Raw genomic sequence first — 20845 nt, forward strand, 5'->3', positions numbered from 1 at the left:
CTCACAGGGGGTTTCGCACACGATTTGGGCAGAAATCGCCTATGAAGCTGATCTCGGGAGGGGCTTGTGCTCATTTTCGGTGGACCGCATAGTTAAAATGAACCGGCAAAATCGGAGAAATAGGAAATTTGCTACTTGGCGGATAGGGCAAGCTATCCTATTTGGTCCGATGATTGCAAAGAACGGAAGCCAGCTGGGGGCTACACGGGATGGTGCGATTGTGACGCTCCCCAGGCGACTAAGCGGCAGGTAGCATTCCTTCGATTCGGTAAACTCACCGCAGGACCTACTCCTTCGCCCTAAGCTATTATTTCGCCAGATGATGCATCACGTGTTTTGAAGTAAAAAATTTGCTTTTAGGAGGGGTGTCTTCGCCGTGCTTTCAACGTTTTGAGTGGTAGTGTTTTATCACGTCCCACGAGAAATGATTCGTTGAAGGTTAGATCGGAATAGTCACCTATGCTTATGGTTCATCCGCATCCGGAGCTGCAATTTTCCCACGTGCTTCCTTATGGAGCCATTTTGCACGAACGCGGCGTTCGGTTTGTTGTTTTTAGCCGATCCGCCACGGCGATGCGTCTATTGTTGTACAACAACGTCGATGATCGCGAGCCGTCGGAAATCATCGATTTCGATCGTGAAACCGACCGCTGGGGAGATATCTGGAGCATTTTCATTCCTGGCCTTTCCGCAGGTCAGCTGTACCACTTCCAAGCGGAAGGCCCGTACAACCCTGATCAAGGAATGTTATTCGATGGGCGAGCTCGGTTGATCGATCCGTACGCCAAAGCCCTTGCCGGAACGTTCCAGGCCTCGACCGATGGCATTATCCGCCCGCCGAAGTGTGTCGTCGTCGACGAAAGCTTCAACTGGGAAGGGGATCGCCACCTCAAGAGAGACCTGAGCGAGACGATCATCTACGAGATGCACGTTAAGGGTTTCACCGCGGACGACTCCAGCTCGACCAAGAATCCCGGTACGTACCTGGGAGTGATCGAGAAGATCCCGTATTTGAAGTCGCTTGGTGTGACGGCGGTCGAATTGATGCCGATCCACGAGTTCCCGATCATGGACATGATGACGGGCAAGACTCCAACACGCGGCAACTATTGGGGCTACGACTCGATGGCCTTCTTCGCGCCGCACCGTGGCTATGCGGCTAGCAAGACGCCCGGTGGCCAGGTTCGCGAGTTTAAGGAGATGGTCAAAGCCCTTCACCAGGCGGGTATCGAAGTGATTCTCGACGTGGTCTACAACCACACCTGCGAAGGTAACGAGAAGGGACCGATCCTCAGCTTTAAGGGGCTCGAGAATCAGGTTTACTACATGCTGGCCAACGGCGGCCGGGAGTATAAGAACTACTCTGGTTGTGGTAACACGGTCAACGGGAACCACCCGATCGTTCGCGAGATGATCTTTAACAGCTTGCGGCACTGGGTGCACAACTACCACGTTGATGGTTTCCGCTTCGACTTGGCATCGATCTTAAGCCGCGATCGTAATGGTAATCTCGTGGCGAACCCGCCGCTGGTCGAAGCAATCGCAGAAGATCCGATGTTAGCCGATACCAAGATCATCGCCGAAGCCTGGGATGCCGCTGGTGCCTATCAGGTCGGTTCGTTCGCCAACTTGCGTTGGGCCGAATGGAATGGTCGCTACCGTGACGACATCCGCAGCTTCTGGAAGGGCGAACCCCACAAGCTAGGTGCATTGGCCACACGCTTGGCAGGTTCCAGCGATCTTTACCAAGCCGGCGGCCGTCAGCCGTACCATAGTATTAACTTCATCACGTCGCACGATGGCTTTCCGATGAACGACCTCGTGTCGTACAACCACAAACACAACGAAGCGAACGGTGAAGGAAACCGCGACGGCGACAACCACAACCTGAGTTACAACTATGGTGTGGAAGGTCCAACGAAACGAGCCAGCATCGAGAAAATTCGTACCCAGCAGATCAAAAATATGTTCTGCACGCTGCTATTGTCGCAGGGGGTGCCGATGATTTTGATGGGTGACGAAATCCGTCGAACGCAGCATGGTAACAACAATGCCTACTGCCAAGACAATGAGATCTCGTGGCTCGATTGGAAGCTTGTTAAGAAGAATGACGAGATGCGTCGCTTCGTGCGTGCGTTGATCGCGTTCCGTCGTGATCAGCCAACGGTCCGTCAGAAGCACTTCCTGGGTGGCTATCCAACTGGCCGGCGTGGCCTGTTTGACGTGAACTGGTACAACAATCTTGGGACCGCAGTCGATTGGGACAGCGGCGACTCGATGTTGACGTGCCTTTTCGCAGCACCAACCAAAGAGACCGACCCAGAACAATTCGGTCGCGACGTGTTGCTGTTGATGAATGGTAGCCCTTCGCCACAGCAGTTCATTCTGCCTCCGGTTGCCAAGGGAACGAGCTGGCGGATGTTCGTCGACACAGCGGCCTCGTCCCCGAGCGACGTCTACCCAGACCTCAACGGCCCACGCCCACCGGCAGCTGGCAAGTTTGTCATGCCGGAACGAAGCGTCCGAATCTACGTCGCTTCGCGATAAGTTCGCATCAACGGCAATAACAACCTAAAATGGCGGCTCGGATACGGGCCGTCTTTTTTTGTTCTTGTTCGAATTCTAATGATCAAAAGAAAACCAATCGCGCAGTGGACGATCTTGGAACTCATCTTTGTCCTCGGCGTGGCGACCATTGTTATTGGCGCAATGTACTCGACCGTGATCATCGCTGAGCTTTCCCTGATCTTGGCGATGGCTATCCTCTTCGGAAATCTGCTTCTGGCCATTGTTGGAAAAGGGGAGTGGCAGACATTTGCAATCAGCTTCACCGCGGTTGTCGCGACGTATGGGGCACTTATTTTTCTGATTGAGGATAGAATGGGGCCCTCACAGATTCATCGTTTCCTTCCGACCACATCGCTGTGGATGTATTTGAGGGAACCATTGACCAGGCGGCAATTTCTGATCGATGACAAGCCGATCGCGCCTTCTCTGGGCCCAAAGCTCTTGGAAGATGGTCGAACCATCGTAGACAAAGATGGAACGCCGTTGGGCGTTCGTAGGAAGAGCAGAGCTAATCAAACCCTGATCGCTGTCAAAGATACTCCGAACTTAAGCAGGTTCGAGCGGACTGGCTATTTCGCGTGGCTATTGCTTGCAGGTTATATGGGCGGAAAGTTCGCGGTAGGTTTTCGTCGATATCAGGACAAAGTTGAAGACGATTCGAGTGCTTCAGGGGGGCAAGCAAGTGACGGAATCTAAACAACCGTTGGTTCAGTGGACAGTCGCCGAACTCATCGTGGTTTTGATAACCGGATCCTTCACCATTGGCGCTATGTGGGCTCACAAGTCAGTGGTTTGGCTGGTGATGTCGTTGGCTATGGTGATTGTGTTTGCGATGCTGGCTATTGCATTCGTCGGGCGTCGCGATTGGCGTGTGTTTGGGGTCGGTTTCAGTGCGTTCGCGATTGGGTATTTTCTCACGCTTGCCATCGTGGAACGGTCTTCGGAGGGTATTCCCAATACGATGGGGCAGCTACCGACTACGTACGCTTTGATGTTATGCCAGGAATCGTTGACGTACGTAACTTACAAAGTCGACGGTGAAGTAATTCCCTCCGAGCGTGAACCGAAACTGCTCGCTTCGGGTACGCTCGTAGATCGTGATGGGAATCGGCTGGGAAGCAATCTCGTTGGCCCATTTATTCCAGGCTTAACGAGCCAGCCAAAAGGCATGGTCATCGTTGTTCATACGCCAGATCCGTTGACTTTCCATACCCTCGGCCAGATCTTTTGGATGCTCCTGTTCGGATACCTAGGTGGAAAGTTTGCTGTGGCGTTTGTCCGTTACCAAGATCGCCAGGAGACATTGGCGCTGACGAGCGTGTAAGGTAACAAGAACGCACCCTTCCCCCTCGTTTTGGAGTCATGCCATGAAAGCCTCATTTCTGCTTGGAATGCTTCTCACCTGTTTGTCATCTTTGGTTCATGCTCAGGATCAGCCTGTCTCTACACTGCAGCGTGTGATTGTCTCGTCTGACGGAAAAGATTTTCGTCTGCAAGGAACGGACGAACGTTTCTATGTCTGGGGAGTGAACTACGATCACGATCGAGGCGGGCGATTGCTCGAGGACTATTGGCATGAGGAGTGGCCAGCGATTGAGGAAGACTTCGCCGAAATGAAAACGCTGGGCGTGAACGTTGTTCGTGTTCACCTTCAACTTGCGAAGTTCATGAACACGGCTGAAGAGCCCAATGCACAAAATCTGGAGAAGCTTGCCGAGTTGGTAAGACTGGCTGAAAACACAAAGGTGTACCTCAACTTGACTGGGCTGGGGTGTTATCACAAGCAAGACGTACCGACCTGGTACGACGAAATGACCGAAGCGGACCGATGGCAGGTTCAAGCTAACTTTTGGAAAGCGATTGCCCAGACCTGCAAAGATAGTCCGGCAATCTTCTGTTACGACCTGATGAATGAACCGGTCCTAGGGGGCGGGAAAGACGCACAAGAGTGGCTCGTGGGTGAACCGCTCGGCGGCAAATATTTTGTCCAGCGAATCACAACCGATATGGCCGGTCGGGACAACAAAGAAGTCGCGGCTGCGTGGTTGAAGAAATTAACCGATGCGATTCGTGAAGTCGATTCGCAAACGATGATTACGGTTGGCGTGATTCCTTGGGCTCACGTTTGGCCTAATGCCAAACCGCTCTTCTACAGCGAAGAAGTTTCTGGGCCGCTAAGCTTTGTCAGCGTTCACTTCTACCCAGAAAAAGGTAAAGTCCAGAAAGCGATCGACGCACTCAAGGTCTACGACATTGGCAAACCGTTGGTGATTGAAGAATTCTTTCCTCTGAAGTGTTCGCTGGAGGAAGCAGATCAGTTTCTGACCGAGGCCAGACCAGTTACCGATGGCCTAACCAGTTTCTATTGGGGGACAACACCGGAAGAATATCGAGCCGAGGGGAACATGCAGGGAGCAATCATCGCTGGTTGGCTTGATTATTTCCAGGAGCATGCGGTGAATCATTAGCCACGGTGCTGGCTCGTTTTCATAAACTAGGGACTGTCATCCTTGTCGTTCAGATCAAGATGGTGCAGCGTGTCTTGAAAACGATCGTAGGTTGATTCGGCGTTGTGAAACCGGGTGTTTTTTTCGTCGTGCTCACTCTTCCACACTTCGGTTGTGCCGATCCGCAGGTAGATTTCCTGGTCGGTCATGCGTACCGGTGAGTATCGCCATTGCCACTGATTCTCGTTTCGTTGGGCTTCAACTAACAGCAATAGTTCCGGATCGGCTCCGGCGTCCCCCAACATCGCGAACAAAGCCCCAATGCGGTCCGGACCTTCGTATTGCATTAATTCCTTACCTAGCAATCGCAGCTCCCACCGTTTTCCTTCCCGGTCGATCGTATGGGCCTCGAAAGTTCTCGCAAGCTGACGAGCTTGTAATTGTCGTCGTGCATTCCCTGGTGCCACTGGAGGAGTGTCGGGGAACGGGTAGAAGCGATTACCGGCGGTTGGTATCCACGCTTTCAGTGCTACCTTGTTGACCGGAAAGATCCGTTCTTCCGTGAGTGCGTGCATTTCGTGAACAATTCGCTGGTTTTCTGGCTTTCCCTGCCAAGGAAAAGAAAAGATCGTCCCGACTACGGCAGGATATTCGCCGTCCATCCAAACGAACAAATGTCCAACTTGGCCGCGTGCTCGGCGAGGATTCGTCCAGACGAAGAGGGGCTGCTCGTTAAGCTTATACGTACGGTCGTGTGACGCATCGGCATATAACTGGTAAGCCTTGGCCGCATCCAAGTGGACCTGAAACATGTCCTCGGCCAAAACAGATTGAGCGGCAGCTTGCTGGGCCGACACTAGGAAACAGAATGCCGTAGCCGCGACAATAACAAGCCAGAAGCAATTCGACGATGAAGTTGAAATACGCATCCGATTCTCTCCGTAGCGAATTTCACGCGATGAGAAGTTTGGCAGAGTATCTTTTGGGCGGTATTATCAAGAATTATAGTAGGCTTGTCTATCTTTTTGTGGGTAAATAGATTTACGGCTTAGCAGGCGGAGCGTAGATTCTCGCTAAGAAAAGCAGTGACGCACTCGCCGGGAAGAGGTGCCGGTTGCCTGATAATACTGAATGGATCGACGAGTCAACGAAAACATCGGACGGTCGCTCGAATATCATCGAGCGACCGTTGTTCGATCTGTTTAGCAAAATCTAATTGGTGCCGAGCGTGCTCTTCAGCAAATCGAGCAGCATGGCCCACGACTTTTCGTCAGCGGCTTTGTTGTACTGCATGCCAGGATTGTTGTGCTTGCCCGAGTCTTCGACGGTGAAGCTATGCACCGCCCCTGGGAAGGCAACGAAGTCGAGGTCGACCTTGGCGTCGGCCAGTTTTTCCTTGAAGGCATCGATTGCCATTTGCGGTACGAAACCGTCATCGGCACCATGGCAAACCAGCACTTTCGCTTTGATGTCTTCGGCTTGCTCCTCGGTGGGCGTCGGCAAAGCGGCGTGGAACGTTGCGACAGCGTCCAAATCGGCCCCAGTGTAAGCAAGCTCTAAAGCGGTTGACCCTCCGAAGCAATAACCAATCGCGGCTAGTTTCTCGGGATCGCACTGCGGTTGCTTCTTGAGAATGTCCAAGGCGACCGTAGCCCTCTTCTGCCACTCGGCGACGTTAGCGCGGACTTTCCCGGCCATTTCGCCAGCATCCTTGGGGTGATCGACAAACTTGCCATCGCCATACATGTCGGCGGCGAAAGCAACGTAACCAAGTTCGGCCAGCATCTTGGTTCGCTTCTTCGCGTAGTCATTTAGCCCCCACCATTCGTGAAAGACCACGACGCCGGGACGCGGGCCCTTGATGGCATCGTCATAGGCCAGGAACCCGTCGAATGTCTTGTCGCCTACTTGATACTGGATGACTTTGGTTTGGACTTCGGCTTGGGCGAAGGTCGCTACGAAGAAAAGCAAAGCAAGGGAAACGGCAAAGCTGCGCATGGGTGATGCTCCTGGTTTAAGTTCAAGCAAAAAGGCCGCGAATCCCTGCGGGTGAATAGGTACGTCTCTCCGTTATAACCGCTAGCGATCTGCCCGTTCAATTCACCTGACGAGGGTATGTGGAATGGCTGGATTTATGTTGAAGACGAATGTTTGTGAGTCGGCTTAGAATACAGCGTGTGGATGCGCTATTGTGAGAAAGGTCCATAAAAAAACTCACCCCTACGAGTGGATAGGGATGAGTCATGGCTTTGATTCGAGTAAGCGACCAATGTGCTTACTTCTTGACTTCGTCCAGACGAAGGACTTTGATCGCCAGTTCTTCGAGCTGTTTGCGATCGACCGTGCTCGGAGCGTCGGTCATCAAGTCGGCCGCACGTTGCGTTTTCGGAAACGCAATGCAGTCGCGGATATTGTCCAAGTGACCAAACAGCATTACCCAGCGGTCGATACCCAGTGCGATACCGCCATGTGGTGGCGCGCCGAACTGTAGGGCATCGAGCAGGAAACCGAAGCGATTCTTGGCGTCTTCTTCAGTCATGCCCAACAGGCCAAACACCTTTTGCTGTGTCGCGTTGTCGTGGATACGAATCGTACCACCGCCCGCTTCGCTACCGTTGATCACCAGATCGTAGGCCAATGCGCGGCATTTGCCAGGATCGCTGTCCAGAAGTTCGATGTCCTGCGGACGTGGAGCCGTGAACGGATGGTGCATGGCGACCCAGCGGCCCTCTTCTTCGTCGTAGTCGAACATCGGGAATTCAACCACCCAACTGAAGTGCATCGCCTCGGGATCGTAAAGCTTCAGTTCGGCACCCAGCTTCTTTCGCAGGCCATAAAGTGCCTTGCAGGTTACCTCAAACTTATCGGCGACGATCAGGATCAAGTCGCCCGGTTCGGCGGCAAAGCGTTCCTTGAACTTGGCTAACAGTTCTGGTGTGAAGTTTTTAGCAATCGGTGAGTTGAGCGTGCCATCGGCTTCGACCTTGAACCAAGCGAGCCCCTTCGCACCGAAGTCGTCTTGGACCATCGAGGTCATATCGTCAATTAGACGACGCGAGTACTTGTCGGCGGCACCTTTCGCACAGATCCCGCGAACACGGTTGCCAGCTTCCGCCACGGCTTTGAAAACCCGGAACTCAGCTTCGGCGGCCAGATCCGTGGCGTCGACGATTTCCAAGCCGAAACGCAAGTCCGGAGCGTCGTGGCCGAAGCGTTCCATGGCCTCGTCATAGGTCATGCGAGGCAGCGGACCACTAAGCTCGATGTTGAGAACATCTTTGGCAACGTTGGCCACCAGGCCATCGATGATACCGATAACGTCGTCCATTTCGCAGAACGCCATTTCGAGGTCCAACTGCGTGAACTCTGGTTGGCGATCGGCGCGAAGATCTTCGTCACGGAAACAACGTGCTACCTGAACGTAGCGGTCGTAGCCAGCCATCATCAAGATTTGCTTGTACAGCTGTGGTGACTGCGGCAACGCATAGAACTCGCCATGGTGCACTCGGCTAGGCACCAAGTAGTCGCGAGCCCCTTCCGGCGTGCTGCGGCCAAGGATCGGAGTTTCGACGTCGATGAAGTCATGCTCGTCGAAGTAATCCCGCATCAACTTGATTATGCGACTACGAAGCAACAGCGTTTGTTGCATCTGCTGGCGACGTAGGTCGAGGTAACGGTGTTTCAGACGGAGGTCTTCGCCCGGCATGTCCATTTGGCTGGGGAAGAACGGAGGCGTCTTACACTTATTTAGGATCGTTAGCTTCTCGACTTTGATTTCGATTTCGCCAGTGACCAGCTTGGGATTCACTGTTCCATCCGGGCGAGGATCGACCTTTCCGACGACCTGGATCACGTCTTCGTTGCGGAGGCCACGGGAAAGTTGCTGCACTTCGGTGCCGCTATCGCTGCTGAAAACCAATTGCGTTTTGCCGTACCGATCACGTAAGTCGACGAATAATCCTCCGCCATGGTCGCGGTACGTGTCGACCCAGCCCGCCAGGGTGACGGTTTGGCCAACTTCGGATTTTCGTAATTCGCCGCAAGTGTGTGTGCGATACAAGGTTCTGTTCCTCGCGGAAGGGTAGGGCAACGTCGAAATGTTCAGGGGAAATCGAGTATTTTAGACCGATTGGGCCCAAGTGCCTAGATTGGGCTTCACGGGTCAATTTTCTGAGGGAACGGGGAGTTTTCAGCCCAAAAAGAGCACGCAGAACGTCAACTAAAGAAGATTTCGACCGTGGATTACTCGGATCAGAGCTTTGTTTGTGTTTGCTGATCGAATCTACTTACGATCCGTGGTTAGTCTTCGCATCTTCCAATTCACCTAGGTCTCTTCGCCTAATTAATCGCCCGTTAGTTCGTAACGATTGTGACGCCCGCTTTCCTATTTCCCTCGGTTCGGGTATACCGGCGCTCATGAGTAATCTGCTTGAAATTCCGGAAGTGGTCGGGCTGCAATCGCGAGCCGATGTCATACGTATCCCCCCCGAGTTGGACATCCCGATGACGCGTCGGGTTCGCCATTTAGTCGATACGGCCGAATTTCGCCGCTTGGTCCATATCAGCCAATTGGGACTGGTCTCGCTCGTTTTTCCGGCGGCACACCATAGTCGGTTCGAGCATAGTCTGGGCGTGTACCGGATGATGCTGCTCTATTTGCAGCGATTAGCCCATGTTCCAGCGTTTGCGGAAGTCATCGAAACCAAAGACGCCGAACTGATGATTGTGGCGGCACTGCTTCACGACTTGGGGCACTGGCCGTTTTGCCACCCGATCGAGGACATGCGGTTGAGCGGCGTACCGCAGCATGAATTGTTCGCCAACAGTTTTCTGCTCGAGGGAGAAGTCGCCGATTGCCTGCGTGACGATTGGGGCATTACGCCACGGGACGTGGTAAGCTTCCTGTCCGAGAAAGGGCGTAGCAGCAAGATGAAGCTGATGCAAAGCGTCATCTCAGGACCGATCGATGTCGACAAGCTCGATTATTTGCAACGCGATAGCTTGCATGCAGGCGTACCCTACGGACGTAATTTCGATCAGCAACGGCTGATTGCCAGTTTGTGCATTAGCCAAGCCGGGGACAAGTTGGCCTTGACCAACAAAGGACGCACAGCGGCAGAAATGATGGTCTTTGCCCGCTATGTGATGTTCAGCGAAGTCTATTGGCATCACGCGGTTCGGAGCGCGACGGCGATGCTGCAGCGTGCATTCTTCATGCTACGTCCGCAATTGGAACTGGACTCGCTGTTCCGCTTGACGGAACGCCCGATGATCGAGGCCATGCGTGAGGCAGCCGGCAATGGGCCTGCATGTGATTTGCTCGATGGTCTTTTTGGACCGACGCGACGTCTGTACAAACGGTTGTTCGAATACTCATTCTTCGATCACCCCGAGTTATTCCATCTCATTGCACGGCGTCCTTATGATTGGCTCGTTGATTTGAGCGATCAGTTCGCCACGGCACTCTCCAGGCATTTAGGACGACGGGTCGCACCGCACGAGATCTTAGTCGATGCTCCGCCAGTGAAGTTGGAAGTTCAGTTCAACATCGATGTGCTCGATATCAAGGCTGGTAAGTACCGTGGTCTGGGCGATGTTTCGCCAATGGTCGAAACATTAGCTAAGCGTCAATTCGACGATTATGTGAAGAAGGTCCGTATTTTTGTGCATCCGCGACTGCAAGAAGCGATGGGCAGCGATACGGCGATTGAGACCCTGTTTGTGGACACGGTTCGCGGAATGTTTCCAGAATCGGGTTAGCGATTACGATTACGATGCCATTGCTGATTGTTCGTAACGGGCCAGATACCATCCGTCCCCCAGCGAGACTGTGCGTTTCAGGAAATGGGGTTCGAGTAGGCCGCCGACGAACGATGCAGGAGCTTGTCCGCGGGGATGCCACTCCAGCCAAACGCCACGCTCTTTGCCAGACAATTGAAAGCGAATTCCCCCTTCATCTGCTTTCTCGACGCTGCTGAACGTCAAGCCATGCTGAGTGATATCGGGTGTCGTCAGCAGAATTAGCGTCTTCGGCTTGCCGGCAGGATAAGCCATGAAGGGGCCGAGTTGCTGATTGTCACCGTCAGCGGTTGGCCAGTCTTTTCGTAGGGAATCGGAGATGGGTTGAAAGGCAGCCACATGCGCGTCAATTCGCAAACGCTTGCCGACCCAAATCATCTCGTCCCAACCGGTTGCAAGGCCAAGCCAGCAGCAGGCGAGGGAAAGTACGACCATCCAGGAAGAAAGAGCTCGATGTCCACGCGCTCCCATGGTCAGTCCAAATGTCATTAAACCGAGGCTGAGCACCGAGATGGCGAGGATACCGCCGAGCAGATAGATCTTCCACTGAAGGAGAAACGTCGAGGCAAATTCGTCTAGCTTCGACGAGTCAGGTGTCAGACCAATTTCATATTCCAATTGGTCCCAAGTTGCGGTGAAACGTGCATCCCAGACAATCCAAGCCGCCAGTAGAAGTAAAAGGCCAGCGTTGATGCTCCACAAGATCACTGGATGCTTGCCCAGCACGAGATCCCGCAGCCAGAGGGCACGGGCCAGGAATCTCGACCATCGAGTGCTCGATGGTGAACAATCCACATCTGGGGATGGATCGTCTGCTGGAACTTGCATCGTGGATGAAGACTCTACGAAACGGTTACGAACACCTGACAGGTGACTCACCGTTTACTTTCTATTGGGGTGTTTGGCCAGCGGCTGGCTTTTGGTCAGCGTCGCAGTAAGACAATGCCATCAAAGCGAATGCGGTGGCCAGATTCTTATCGTTCTCGAACCAACGACCGTTTTCATTTGCCCATGAGCCGTCGTCATTCTGGCGCTCGGCTAACTCGTTGATTAGATCTTCTCGCCAGTTGTGCTTGTTACCTTCGGCGTCGGTCAACTCGTCGACTCCGGCTGTGCACAGACCGGCAGCGAAGGTGTGGTAGTAGTAAAACAGCCCAGCGCTACCCATGCCTGGATTCTTTTCAACGCTGTAATTCTTGGTAACCCAGTCGGTGGCAGCTTTCACCCGCGGATCATCTTTGGTCAGGCCGGCATAGATCATACTTTTCAGTCCGGCGTACGTCATCGAACCGTAGCTGCGAATGCCGCCGTTTTCGGTGTAACGTTCAGGTGATGTCGATGGATCGATTTTCTCGCGAGGAATCTCGTAAAAGAAACCGCCATCTTCCACCTTGTCAGCAAACTGAGTAGTGTTGTACTTGCTGGAAAGGTTCTGACAACGCGAGATAAAGACGAGTGCGCGTTGAATGGCTTCGTCGTCAGCTTCGCTGCCAGTTTCCACCAAAGCTTCGACCAGGTATCCGGTGTTCGACATATCGGGTCGGCCAGCCCCGCCGTAGCCGACACCACCGAACCAAACGTCGTCTTGCTTCATTTCGCCGTCGCCGTATTGCAGTCCCGTAACGAAAGCACGGGCCTTCTTAAGCAACTCGTTATAGCGACCGTCGGCGTTGGCTTCCTTAAAACAGAGCATCGCCACGCATGTCTCGTAGTTACGAAGGCGACCATTGCCGTAGATGCCACCGTCTGGTTTCACGAAGCCTTCGAGCGCCTTGAGACCTTTGGCAACGACAGGGTCGTCCACAGTCTTGCCGTTACGAAGGGCGCCGGTCAGTGCAAGGGCGGTCAAGCCAGGGCCTGCTTGGGCCGTAAAGGAACCGTCGTCTGCTTGTCCCTTCGTTTCGAGGTATTTCAATCCTTTGCCGACAATCTCATCGAGCTTCTTGTGCGCGTCATTAGAAATAGGAGGATCGGCGGCAACTGCCAGCGAACCGAATGTCATCAGCAGACAGGGCGTGAAACCCACGAAAATACGACGGGAGATATTCACTATTACCTCTTTCCTCATTAAGACGTTTGCCGCGGTGATCAGAATCGACGCAAAAAACATACCACGCATACATGTGGGAGCAGCCTTGAAAACATCGGGAGTTCGGCTGCCCATTTGGCCCACGTCGCACTGTTCATGTCACTTGACGCGACATGCGTGTTATGAAATGTGACATGTCGAATCGGATCAATTGCGATGATCGTTCCGATCGGAATCGTCCACTTGTCGGGCTTGCCGCTTGGCGTGCAGCAATCGATTGAGATAGCCCGGCTCTTCCGAAGTTTCCAGCGATGGATTATCGCGAGGAGTATCCACTGAGGTATCGGAGGTAACAATCTCAGCGGTCGATTCCGTTGGCGTTGTCCTCGTAGTATCGGACGCGAATTCTTCATCCCACTGCCGATTAAGCGATTGCTTTTGGGCTTTGAGACGCTCGAGAGATTTTGGTTGAGCTGCCTCCTCAATAGGACGATGCGTCATCCGATTCCAAAGCGTGCGTGTCCAAGCAAAGCCCCATAGAACACGGCGATTGGCGATGTCAATCAAAAACAGACAGGCTGTCCCGACGAGAATCAGGTACCAGATAGGTCGTTGGCTGCTAGCCTTCGGCAAGTCGTGCCGAAAAGGTGTGGCCTCAATGGTGGCAAGTTGTTCTGGTGTCATATCGATATTAAAAATCTCACCGGATTTTCCTCCCGGTGGAGATAACGCAGCCATTCGCTGCAGCATCGGTAAGTGATCTGTCTGATCGCGGAATTCTTGCGTGTTCTGAACATTGATTCCTATTCGGACTGGCGTTTGGCCAGGGGTCGGCGCGACCGCTAAGAAATGTGGTCCCGACTTGGCGGCTTCAAATTCAGCCACGTAGCGACCGGGAGCTACCTGCTTAAAGGTTCCATCGATGGTTCCTGATTGTGGGCCGACGCCATGCAACTGCGGGGAAGCAAAGTTCATGAAGTTGCCTTCGTCGTCCAACGCGTTGAGGGTAACTTTGACCTTCGAACCATGAATTTCCGTAGCGACTATATAATTCGAGTCGTTGTCGGTATTTCGCATCGTCCAGCGAACCATCTGCAGAAAAAGCTTTTCATAGCCGTCCCAGCTTGTCCAGTTCGTGGTCCAGCGTTGTCCTGCATCGCTGGTCCAGCAGACACTCCTGCCAATTCCATATTGCCAGGTTGCCAGCAGGGCGTTTGATTGGCCGACAGGTTCTGGAAGCATTAACGGCACGTCGACCAAGGGACTGTCTTTCGGCGTCGACATGACGTAGCCGCTCAGCGGTAGAAAGCCTGAGGGAAGCCCTTTCAGAATCTCATGTTCGCTTGCCAAGGATGGCTGAATGCCTCCTTCTTTCTCAAAGATCAGCGGCCTGGCAACGCGACGGGCTTCTTGCATGAAGATGCGCGGAATGGCCTTGGGAGACGTGACTTGATAAAACTTGCCCCGGCCAATCGCGGCGATCTGATTCAGGAGGCGAACGTCCGCATCTTGACCCACGGCAACCGTCGTGACGGTAATTCCCCGGTCCGAGATCTGTTTCGCCAACCGAGCGAAGTCTGCCGCAGGGGTTTGTCCATCGGTCAGCACAATCATGTGCTTTACGGCGGCATCGGCGGCTTCCAGCTGTCGAAAACCGTCCTCCATCGCTGGGAACATATCGGTGCCACCATCTGCCGCCAAACGCGAAATCATCTGCTGGACGAATTGACGATTTTCGGCGCGCTGGAGCGGAACGGTGCGTTGCGTGATCGAATCGAACGAAGTAACGCCGATAAAATCGCGCGAGCCGAGTGCACGTAGGGCTTCACGAGCGGCCGCTTTGCACCAATGAATCTTCTCGCCGGCCATCGAACCAGATTTGTCCATGACCAACATCAACGCGCCGACCGGAACGACCTTGGCGTCTTTGATTTGAAAATCTAATGGCATGGCTTCTTCAAGCGGCGTATTGGCCCAGCCACCGGCACCGAAGCTGTCCGGCCCCCCCAGCATGATCAGGCCGGCGCCAAGGTCTCGTGTATTGTCTGCCAAGATCTGCATTTGAGCGTCACTGAACGCTGTGATCCCATTCGTATCGCCGGTACTTCGCGCGACGTTCCCTAAAATCACCAGGTCGTACGGCTGCAGGTCGGACAAGTTGGTGAAAAGCTGATCGCTCGGCTGAACGGTGACTTTCAAGTCGTTGCGTTTCAGCATCGCGACTAACTCGTCAAACTCATTGGGACGGGCCGCATCGACGATAAGCAGTACGTGTCCGCTTGACTCGATGTGGGTAAAGCTACTCGCGCTATTGTTTTGGGTGAAGCCATCCATGCCGCGTTGATCTGGCGTGAATGCGGCATCGTATGTGTAGAAACCTCCGTCAGGGAGTTCATCCTGAAAGGCAAAGACTCGTGTACCTGGCTCCAATTCAATTTGTTGATCGACGACCACGGTATCACGACCGCCACCGCTGCGGATAACGCGAATGTTGCCGCTGACCGGCTTCTTCATACCCTCGCGGTCCCAGAGTGCGCCAGGTTCGTTCTTGAGAACCACTTGAACAGGAAACGGTGTTTTCTCGCGTGTTGTCGATGGGGTGGTGATCTTCTCAACCGTGATTTCCCCACGAGCAATCGTCGAGACGGGCACCACATCGATTCCGATGCCAGATTGAGTCATTGCTTGTGCAAGTTGCATCGCGTTGCCAAGCGTTTCTTTTCCGTCCGTAACGATTACCACGCGTTTGGCGGCATCGATCGGGAAGGCAGCTTGAGCCAACTTCATGGCTGCTTCCAAGTTGGTTTGCTGCCGATCAATCTGAGTTTCAAATTGTGATCGCAAATACAAATCGCTCGACCAAGGCGGGATCTCAATCGCTGCATCTCCACCGAATGTAATCACCCCTACACGATCATCCGGCGACGGTTTGCGAAAGGTGTTCGCGGTCGAACGTACGTACTCGACCACTTCATCGAGGCGGTCGGGAGGGATGCTGAGTGAGCGGTCGATCAGGTAAATCACCGACAAACGATCGGTCTTGCGTACCAGTTCGACCTCGGCCAGAGCGAGGATTACGAGAAAACAGAGCAGGGTTCGCAATGCGGTGGCGAGCGACCATCGCCAACGTCCACCGATGGTCAAGCTCTTCCAGGAAACGCTCCACAGAATGGGAATGATCAACAGGAGCAGTAAGAACCAGGGACGTTCAATGGAGAATTCGTAATCGAACATACGCGAGAATCCTACGGTCGCATTCAAACTTTAGCCACCGCATTGTATGCCAGAGGTTTGTGAAAAGTGAACCGTTTGTGCGGTTGAGTGGGAAATTCGGGGGGATTGCTCTCCTCAATAATGTGAGGTCCGTTACGATGTGGTCACATGAAACAGGCGATTTGAAGAAGGAACAAGTCGCACGCGACTTAAGGAGAAACTATGAGCACACCTGCCCCGGTAGCCGAACCGCCATCCGAGCAGCGTAGTCCCATTCTGAAGAACATCATTGATGTTGTCGATCGATTTGTTGTCCCATTGGTATGGTACAGCGTGATCATGCTGGCAATCGAGTGTCAGTTCTATCCCGAAGTGGACAGCCATCGGTCAGCTCCGATCTTTCTGTGGTCCGAACGCATCGTTGCCCTGATCTTCACACTGGAATACATTGTCCGCTGCTTGCGAAACTCTGGCCGTGGCTTCTATCCGATAACGGCCTTCGGGATAATTGACTTGATTTCGATCGTGCCATTTTGGATTGGCTTCATTCCGGGTATTGGCCCCTATTTGCATTTGATTCGAACGTTGCGTGTGCTGCGGATGCTGAAGTTCTTCCGTTATTCACGCGGACTGCAACTCATGGCTCTGGGCTTCTTTCGATCGTACTGGAATTTGCGTCCGTTGTTTCTAGCAATGCTGATGATGATTTTCTTCACGACTTTTGCGTTGTTTGAAGTCGAAGGAATGCATCAAGAGGAATTCCGCAGTCTCTTTACGATTGCCTGGTTCTTGGAAGTTACCGGAACCACAGTTGGCTATGGAGATATGTCGCCTGAGTCTACCGCTGGGAAGGCGATCGTGATGGCCTACATGATCGGAGGATTAGCCATCTTTATGGCTTGCTTCAGTGCGATAACAAGTAGCTTCGATAAGGTTTTTGCCGAGGCTGCTGACCCTGATTTTGATCCACTGGAACAGTTCGATCGTATTCGTCGCAAGCACGAAAAGCTGGAAGAGCAATTCAAAGATATCGGGACAACCGATGATGAAGACGAAGCGGCCCAGGAGGAAGAGGAAGAATTAGCTCAGCAAGAAGACGACGAGGAACCTCTTCCAGCATCGCATTGAACTCATTTCGAAAGTTGGTTTCATGGAACCTCGCATAAGCCTGATAACGCTCGGTGTCTCAGACCTTGCCAAGGCCCTGGCCTTTTACCGCGACGGGCTTGGGATTCCCACGACTTGGACCGGAGAACGCGGGGTCGTTTTCTTCAAGACAACGGGAACATGCTTGGCTTTGTACCCGTTCGACAAACTGGCCGAGGATGTTGGCGAGGCGTGGGTAGGGGAGCAGAAGTCGAAGTTCCCTGGAATCGCTCTGGCGCACAATGTTCGGAAGAAAGAGGACGTCGATCGCATCTTGAGCCAAGCTGAAGCAGCCGGTGGCAAGATCGAAAAGCCTGGCCAAGATACGTTCTGGGGAGGCTACTCAGGCTATTTTTCCGACTTGGATGGCTATCTCTGGGAGGTAGCCTACGGTGCGTTTGAATTCAACGAAGATGGCAGCTTGATTATTCCCTGATAATCCGCCACGCGAAGATTTCATCAGAAGGTCCAAATCTTTGGAATCAACGTGATCGCGGTGATCGCCATGAGGATAGCCAAAGGAATACCCGACTTCAGATAATCACGCGGCGTGTAACCACCAGGGCCCATCACCATCAAGTTTGTTTGATAGCCGATCGGTGTTAGAAATGCCATCGAAGCCCCAATCGCGATGGCAATGATAAAGGGCCGCGGATTGGCGCCACTTTGCTCGGCAACGGCTACGGCGACTGGGAGAAGGATCGCAGCAACGGCCGTATTGGTGATGGTTTCCGTGAAAAGCACGGTCATTAGGTAGATCACAATCAACAACATGTACGGCTGGGTACCGACGAGACGGACAAGTGCCTCAGCAATCATTTGCGCCGCTCCACTTTCCCAGAGGGCATTCCCCAGTCCGAGAGCGGCAGCAATTGTGACGATGACCTGAATATCAAGAGCCGACCTGGCTTCCGTAGGTGACAAGCAACGCGTCAAAATCATGAGACTCGCGACCGTCGTAGCAGCGATGGCTGGACTAGCCCAACCGCCCGAGATTCCAAAAGTTACTAGTAGCGATGTAAGGCAGAGCCAAACGATCAGGCCGATCATTAGGCCGCCCGATAATAAAGCCCGATCGTGTCGCCGCGGTTCGGCGTTATCGACACTGCTGACCAAGTAGAAATCGCGATTGTTGCGATGCTGTGTCACAAAATCGCTCCGAGTTTGCAGAAGCAGCGTGTCGCCTACTTCGAGAATGATGTTACCAATCTTGTTTGGGAGTCGTTCGCCGTTTCGATGCACGGCAACAACTGCCGCGTTATAAAGTTGACGAAAGTTGGCCTTTCGTACGGTTGTTCCGACCAGTGGCGATGATGGCGAGAGTACGACTTCCGTTAAGTGACGTTGGACACGTGATTGCGGATGGAACTCGTAGGTACGATCGGCGGCAGGGATCAAGCCGGGAATCTTCTCCAAGTCAACGATGGTGCTCACCAGGCCGGTAAACACCAAGCGATCTCCGGATCGTATAAAGTCGCGCGGCGTTACTGGCGTAATGATATCGCCGTCACGATCGATTTCGATAAGAAACAAACCATGCAAATTTCGGAGGCCGGCATCTTCGACGGTCCGGTTAATCAGCGGGCATTCCGGTAAGACCTGCATCTCGATCAGGTATTCCCGTTTCTGATCGCCAAGTTGTTCGATGATATCGCGTCGGCCAGGGAGGAACCGTTGTCCGATGAGTAGCATATACAAGCTGCCCACCAAAGCGCACGGCACACCGATGTAGCTGATCTCGAAGAAACCCATCGGTTGGACTTTCGAGAGAATCATCTGGCGCTGAGCCAGGACACCTTTTAGCGCTGGCTTGGCGTCTGGCTGAGCAGTTGCGATTTTGGCTTCCAACTGAAAGATCTCACGTTCGACCTCAGTAACACTATCGCGTAGCTTTTCGTTGACGACCAGAGTGGTGCTTGTACCGATCAACGTGCAGACGCCACCGAGGATGGTGAGATAGCTTAACGGCAGCAGAAGTTTGGAAGGAGAAAGGTTGCGTTGACGGCACCAGTCGATGATCACCGGCATCATCATAGCGACTAATGCCGTATTAAGAACAAATGCCGCTGAGAGGACGATTGGCCCCGTCAAGCGTAGTAATGCGGATCGTTCGTTGGTCGCCCGACCGAGGATCTTTGAACCAATCCAATCCAAGACGCCCGTCTTGCGAAGTCCGGCTGAGACTACCAGCAATGCACTGATCGCGATGACCGCGCGACTCGAGAACCCTGCGACGGCCGTTTTGGGATCGATGACTCCGGTCAAGGTAACGAAACAGAGTGCGAGCAAGAACAAGAGATCGACGGGCACGCGTCGAACGAATTGAATGGTCAGAAATACGCCAATCGTTGTAGCGATCGCAATCCAGGGATGGGCAGCTTCGAGTAGGTCCATTGATTAACGCAATCTTAAGGGGAACCGCCAGTCAGGCGTCTGGCGAGCAGGCTTCACCTATTCTCTATCGAGCGGTGAACACTGGTAGTGGGGGGCATACTATGAGATGTCGGTTATGGGCAAGTTTGGCATTGTGAAAAAAGGTGCGGAATGTGACGGCATCACATTCGCCCAATTTGCCTCTCTTATTCAATGCTACTAATGGGTGCAATTTAAAGTCACCGATACCCTATTCTATCTAAATTGCCCACCAAATACGCGACGCAAGGAATTCCTATCTTTCCTTGTCGCGTTCTATCGAAGAACTCTGGGAGGATACAGAGGATGACCATTCGCAAAACTCTTTTGCTACTTCTGGCCGCCGTGATTGGCCATGCTGGATACGCGGGATCTGTTTCTGCTGCTGAGATTGCCCCGCACGAATCGATTGTCAGTGTTCGTATGAACGCAGATTTCCACCCTGAGTTGGAGTTTCGGATCGCAGAGGCATTGCGTCGTCCGCCCGTTGATTGGAGCGTTGTCCCAGATCACACGTTCGCCGAAATCTCTCAGCCTGTCGAAAATCAGGAGTTAGCAGACGACATTATTGCGAAATGGGAAGCTCTCTTTGCTAACAACCCCACTCATATCGCGACGACGACCCAATCGCTCGCTTCTCAAATGGAGTACTTTGATGAGGCCCGTCAGCAGATCGAGGCAATATCCAGCGATTTTGTGGCTGCTTGGTTAGGGACTGCTTTGCCCAATTCGGGGAATGTCCATGCCGAAGATGTCATTTCTTTGGATGACCTTCCTCAAATCCACACGGGCGAAGACATCGCTTTACAGTTGGAAGCGGAGTTCGCTCAATTTCCGCTCGATCCTTATGGTTACGAGGAATACAACTGCTACTTCGAGCCGGAAGTTTATGACTGGTTTGTTTTCGTAACGGATGATCTTACCGTGGTTTACGTGCACGAAAATAGTGACGTGGTGCCCGTTCGGCTCGATCCTACAATGTTGGCTAAGGACGTAACCGAGCCAGCCGTACCGGAAGTGGTAAAAGATTGGATCCGCGAATCAGTACGCTCGGTAGCGGCCGGTGAAATTGAAGTCATGCAGTTGGCATCGCAGGCGAATCGCGCGTGGCAGGCCGCATCTTCGCCAATTTGGAATCGGTATGTGAAGGAAAACCATCTGCTGCGGGTCGAACGAGTTGCTCAACTGCGAGAATTCTTTCGATTCTAGGAAGTCCATTCCAGATAATAAC

The 20845-nt window shown here is 53.1% G+C and carries 15 protein-coding genes; 8 read left to right on the plus strand and 7 right to left on the minus strand.

From position 1 onward, the window contains the following. Positions 1–459 precede the first annotated feature (459 nt). From glgX to C5Y83_RS26125, 4 genes are all read left to right on the plus strand, one after another. Positions 460–2547, plus strand: coding sequence for a glycogen debranching protein GlgX (glgX, locus tag C5Y83_RS26110; RefSeq protein WP_105332732.1), 2088 nt, complete (start codon positions 460–462; stop codon positions 2545–2547). 78 nt (positions 2548–2625) lie between these two features. Beyond that, entirely contained in the window at positions 2626–3264 is a 639-nt protein-coding gene (locus tag C5Y83_RS26115) for a hypothetical protein (protein WP_105332733.1), read from the plus strand. Further along, positions 3251–3892 (plus strand): hypothetical protein, encoded by a 642-nt coding sequence (locus tag C5Y83_RS26120; RefSeq protein WP_146117931.1) that lies wholly within the window; start codon positions 3251–3253, stop codon positions 3890–3892. Before C5Y83_RS26115 ends, C5Y83_RS26120 begins: the two co-directional genes overlap by 14 nt. 43 nt (positions 3893–3935) lie before the next feature. Continuing rightward, a complete protein-coding gene (locus C5Y83_RS26125) occupies positions 3936–5036 on the plus strand; it encodes a cellulase family glycosylhydrolase (RefSeq protein ID WP_105332735.1) in 1101 nt (366 codons plus the stop codon). A gap of 26 nt (positions 5037–5062) precedes the next feature. Here the strand turns inward: C5Y83_RS26125 and C5Y83_RS26130 are convergent, their stop codons facing one another. The 3 genes from C5Y83_RS26130 to aspS all read right to left on the minus strand — a co-directional run bounded on the left by C5Y83_RS26130 (position 5063) and on the right by aspS (position 9075). Continuing rightward, entirely contained in the window at positions 5063–5944 is an 882-nt protein-coding gene (locus C5Y83_RS26130; RefSeq protein WP_105332736.1) for a hypothetical protein, read from the minus strand. 283 nt (positions 5945–6227) lie between these two features. Beyond that, positions 6228–7013, minus strand: a complete 786-nt coding sequence (locus C5Y83_RS26135) for a dienelactone hydrolase family protein (RefSeq protein WP_105332737.1) — start codon at positions 7011–7013, stop codon at positions 6228–6230. A gap of 277 nt (positions 7014–7290) precedes the next feature. Then, on the minus strand, positions 7291–9075 hold the full coding sequence (gene aspS / locus C5Y83_RS26140) for an aspartate--tRNA ligase (RefSeq protein ID WP_105332738.1): 1785 nt from the start codon (positions 9073–9075) through the stop codon (positions 7291–7293). Positions 9076–9431: 356 nt separating this feature from the next. On the opposite strand from aspS, the gene C5Y83_RS26145 reads away from it, so the two are divergent. Continuing rightward, a complete protein-coding gene (locus C5Y83_RS26145; RefSeq protein WP_105332739.1) occupies positions 9432–10775 on the plus strand; it encodes an HD domain-containing protein in 1344 nt (447 codons plus the stop codon). A gap of 9 nt (positions 10776–10784) precedes the next feature. Here C5Y83_RS26145 and C5Y83_RS26150 read toward each other — a convergent pair whose 3' ends face one another. The 3 genes from C5Y83_RS26150 to C5Y83_RS26160 all read right to left on the minus strand — a co-directional run bounded on the left by C5Y83_RS26150 (position 10785) and on the right by C5Y83_RS26160 (position 16077). Continuing rightward, positions 10785–11693, minus strand: a complete 909-nt coding sequence (locus C5Y83_RS26150; protein WP_146117932.1) for a hypothetical protein — start codon at positions 11691–11693, stop codon at positions 10785–10787. 10 nt (positions 11694–11703) lie between these two features. After that, on the minus strand, positions 11704–12882 hold the full coding sequence (locus C5Y83_RS26155) for a prenyltransferase/squalene oxidase repeat-containing protein (RefSeq protein ID WP_114304712.1): 1179 nt from the start codon (positions 12880–12882) through the stop codon (positions 11704–11706). Positions 12883–13050: 168 nt separating this feature from the next. Next, on the minus strand, positions 13051–16077 hold the full coding sequence (locus C5Y83_RS26160) for a VWA domain-containing protein (RefSeq protein WP_105332741.1): 3027 nt from the start codon (positions 16075–16077) through the stop codon (positions 13051–13053). A gap of 201 nt (positions 16078–16278) precedes the next feature. Here C5Y83_RS26160 and C5Y83_RS26165 point away from each other — a divergent pair, with 201 nt between their 5' ends. Further along, positions 16279–17184 (plus strand): ion transporter, encoded by a 906-nt coding sequence (locus C5Y83_RS26165; protein WP_105332742.1) that lies wholly within the window; start codon positions 16279–16281, stop codon positions 17182–17184. 22 nt (positions 17185–17206) lie between these two features. Continuing rightward, positions 17207–17638, plus strand: a complete 432-nt coding sequence (locus tag C5Y83_RS26170) for a VOC family protein (RefSeq protein ID WP_105332743.1) — start codon at positions 17207–17209, stop codon at positions 17636–17638. Between the two features lie 23 nt (positions 17639–17661). Here C5Y83_RS26170 and C5Y83_RS26175 read toward each other — a convergent pair whose 3' ends face one another. Beyond that, positions 17662–19596: an SLC13 family permease gene (locus tag C5Y83_RS26175; protein WP_105332744.1), complete on the minus strand. Its 1935-nt coding sequence runs from the start codon at positions 19594–19596 to the stop codon at positions 17662–17664. A gap of 324 nt (positions 19597–19920) precedes the next feature. Here C5Y83_RS26175 and C5Y83_RS26180 point away from each other — a divergent pair, with 324 nt between their 5' ends. Beyond that, positions 19921–20823 (plus strand): hypothetical protein, encoded by a 903-nt coding sequence (locus C5Y83_RS26180; protein WP_105332745.1) that lies wholly within the window; start codon positions 19921–19923, stop codon positions 20821–20823. Positions 20824–20845 lie beyond the last annotated feature (22 nt).

The organism is Blastopirellula marina (assembly GCF_002967765.1).
Classification (GTDB): domain Bacteria; phylum Planctomycetota; class Planctomycetia; order Pirellulales; family Pirellulaceae; genus Bremerella; species Bremerella marina_A.

Coding starts and splice junctions, on each gene's coding strand:
- glgX (WP_105332732.1), top strand. CDS start 460: ATGCTTATGGTTCATCCGCATCCGGAGCTGCAATTTTCCCACGTGCTT.
- C5Y83_RS26115 (WP_105332733.1), top strand. CDS start 2,626: ATGATCAAAAGAAAACCAATCGCGCAGTGGACGATCTTGGAACTCATC.
- C5Y83_RS26125 (WP_105332735.1), top strand. CDS start 3,936: ATGAAAGCCTCATTTCTGCTTGGAATGCTTCTCACCTGTTTGTCATCT.
- C5Y83_RS26130 (WP_105332736.1), bottom strand. CDS start 5,944: ATGCGTATTTCAACTTCATCGTCGAATTGCTTCTGGCTTGTTATTGTC.
- C5Y83_RS26135 (WP_105332737.1), bottom strand. CDS start 7,013: ATGCGCAGCTTTGCCGTTTCCCTTGCTTTGCTTTTCTTCGTAGCGACC.
- C5Y83_RS26145 (WP_105332739.1), top strand. CDS start 9,432: ATGAGTAATCTGCTTGAAATTCCGGAAGTGGTCGGGCTGCAATCGCGA.
- C5Y83_RS26155 (WP_114304712.1), bottom strand. CDS start 12,882: ATGAGGAAAGAGGTAATAGTGAATATCTCCCGTCGTATTTTCGTGGGT.
- C5Y83_RS26160 (WP_105332741.1), bottom strand. CDS start 16,077: ATGTTCGATTACGAATTCTCCATTGAACGTCCCTGGTTCTTACTGCTC.
- C5Y83_RS26165 (WP_105332742.1), top strand. CDS start 16,279: ATGAGCACACCTGCCCCGGTAGCCGAACCGCCATCCGAGCAGCGTAGT.
- C5Y83_RS26170 (WP_105332743.1), top strand. CDS start 17,207: ATGGAACCTCGCATAAGCCTGATAACGCTCGGTGTCTCAGACCTTGCC.
- C5Y83_RS26175 (WP_105332744.1), bottom strand. CDS start 19,596: ATGGACCTACTCGAAGCTGCCCATCCCTGGATTGCGATCGCTACAACG.
- C5Y83_RS26180 (WP_105332745.1), top strand. CDS start 19,921: ATGACCATTCGCAAAACTCTTTTGCTACTTCTGGCCGCCGTGATTGGC.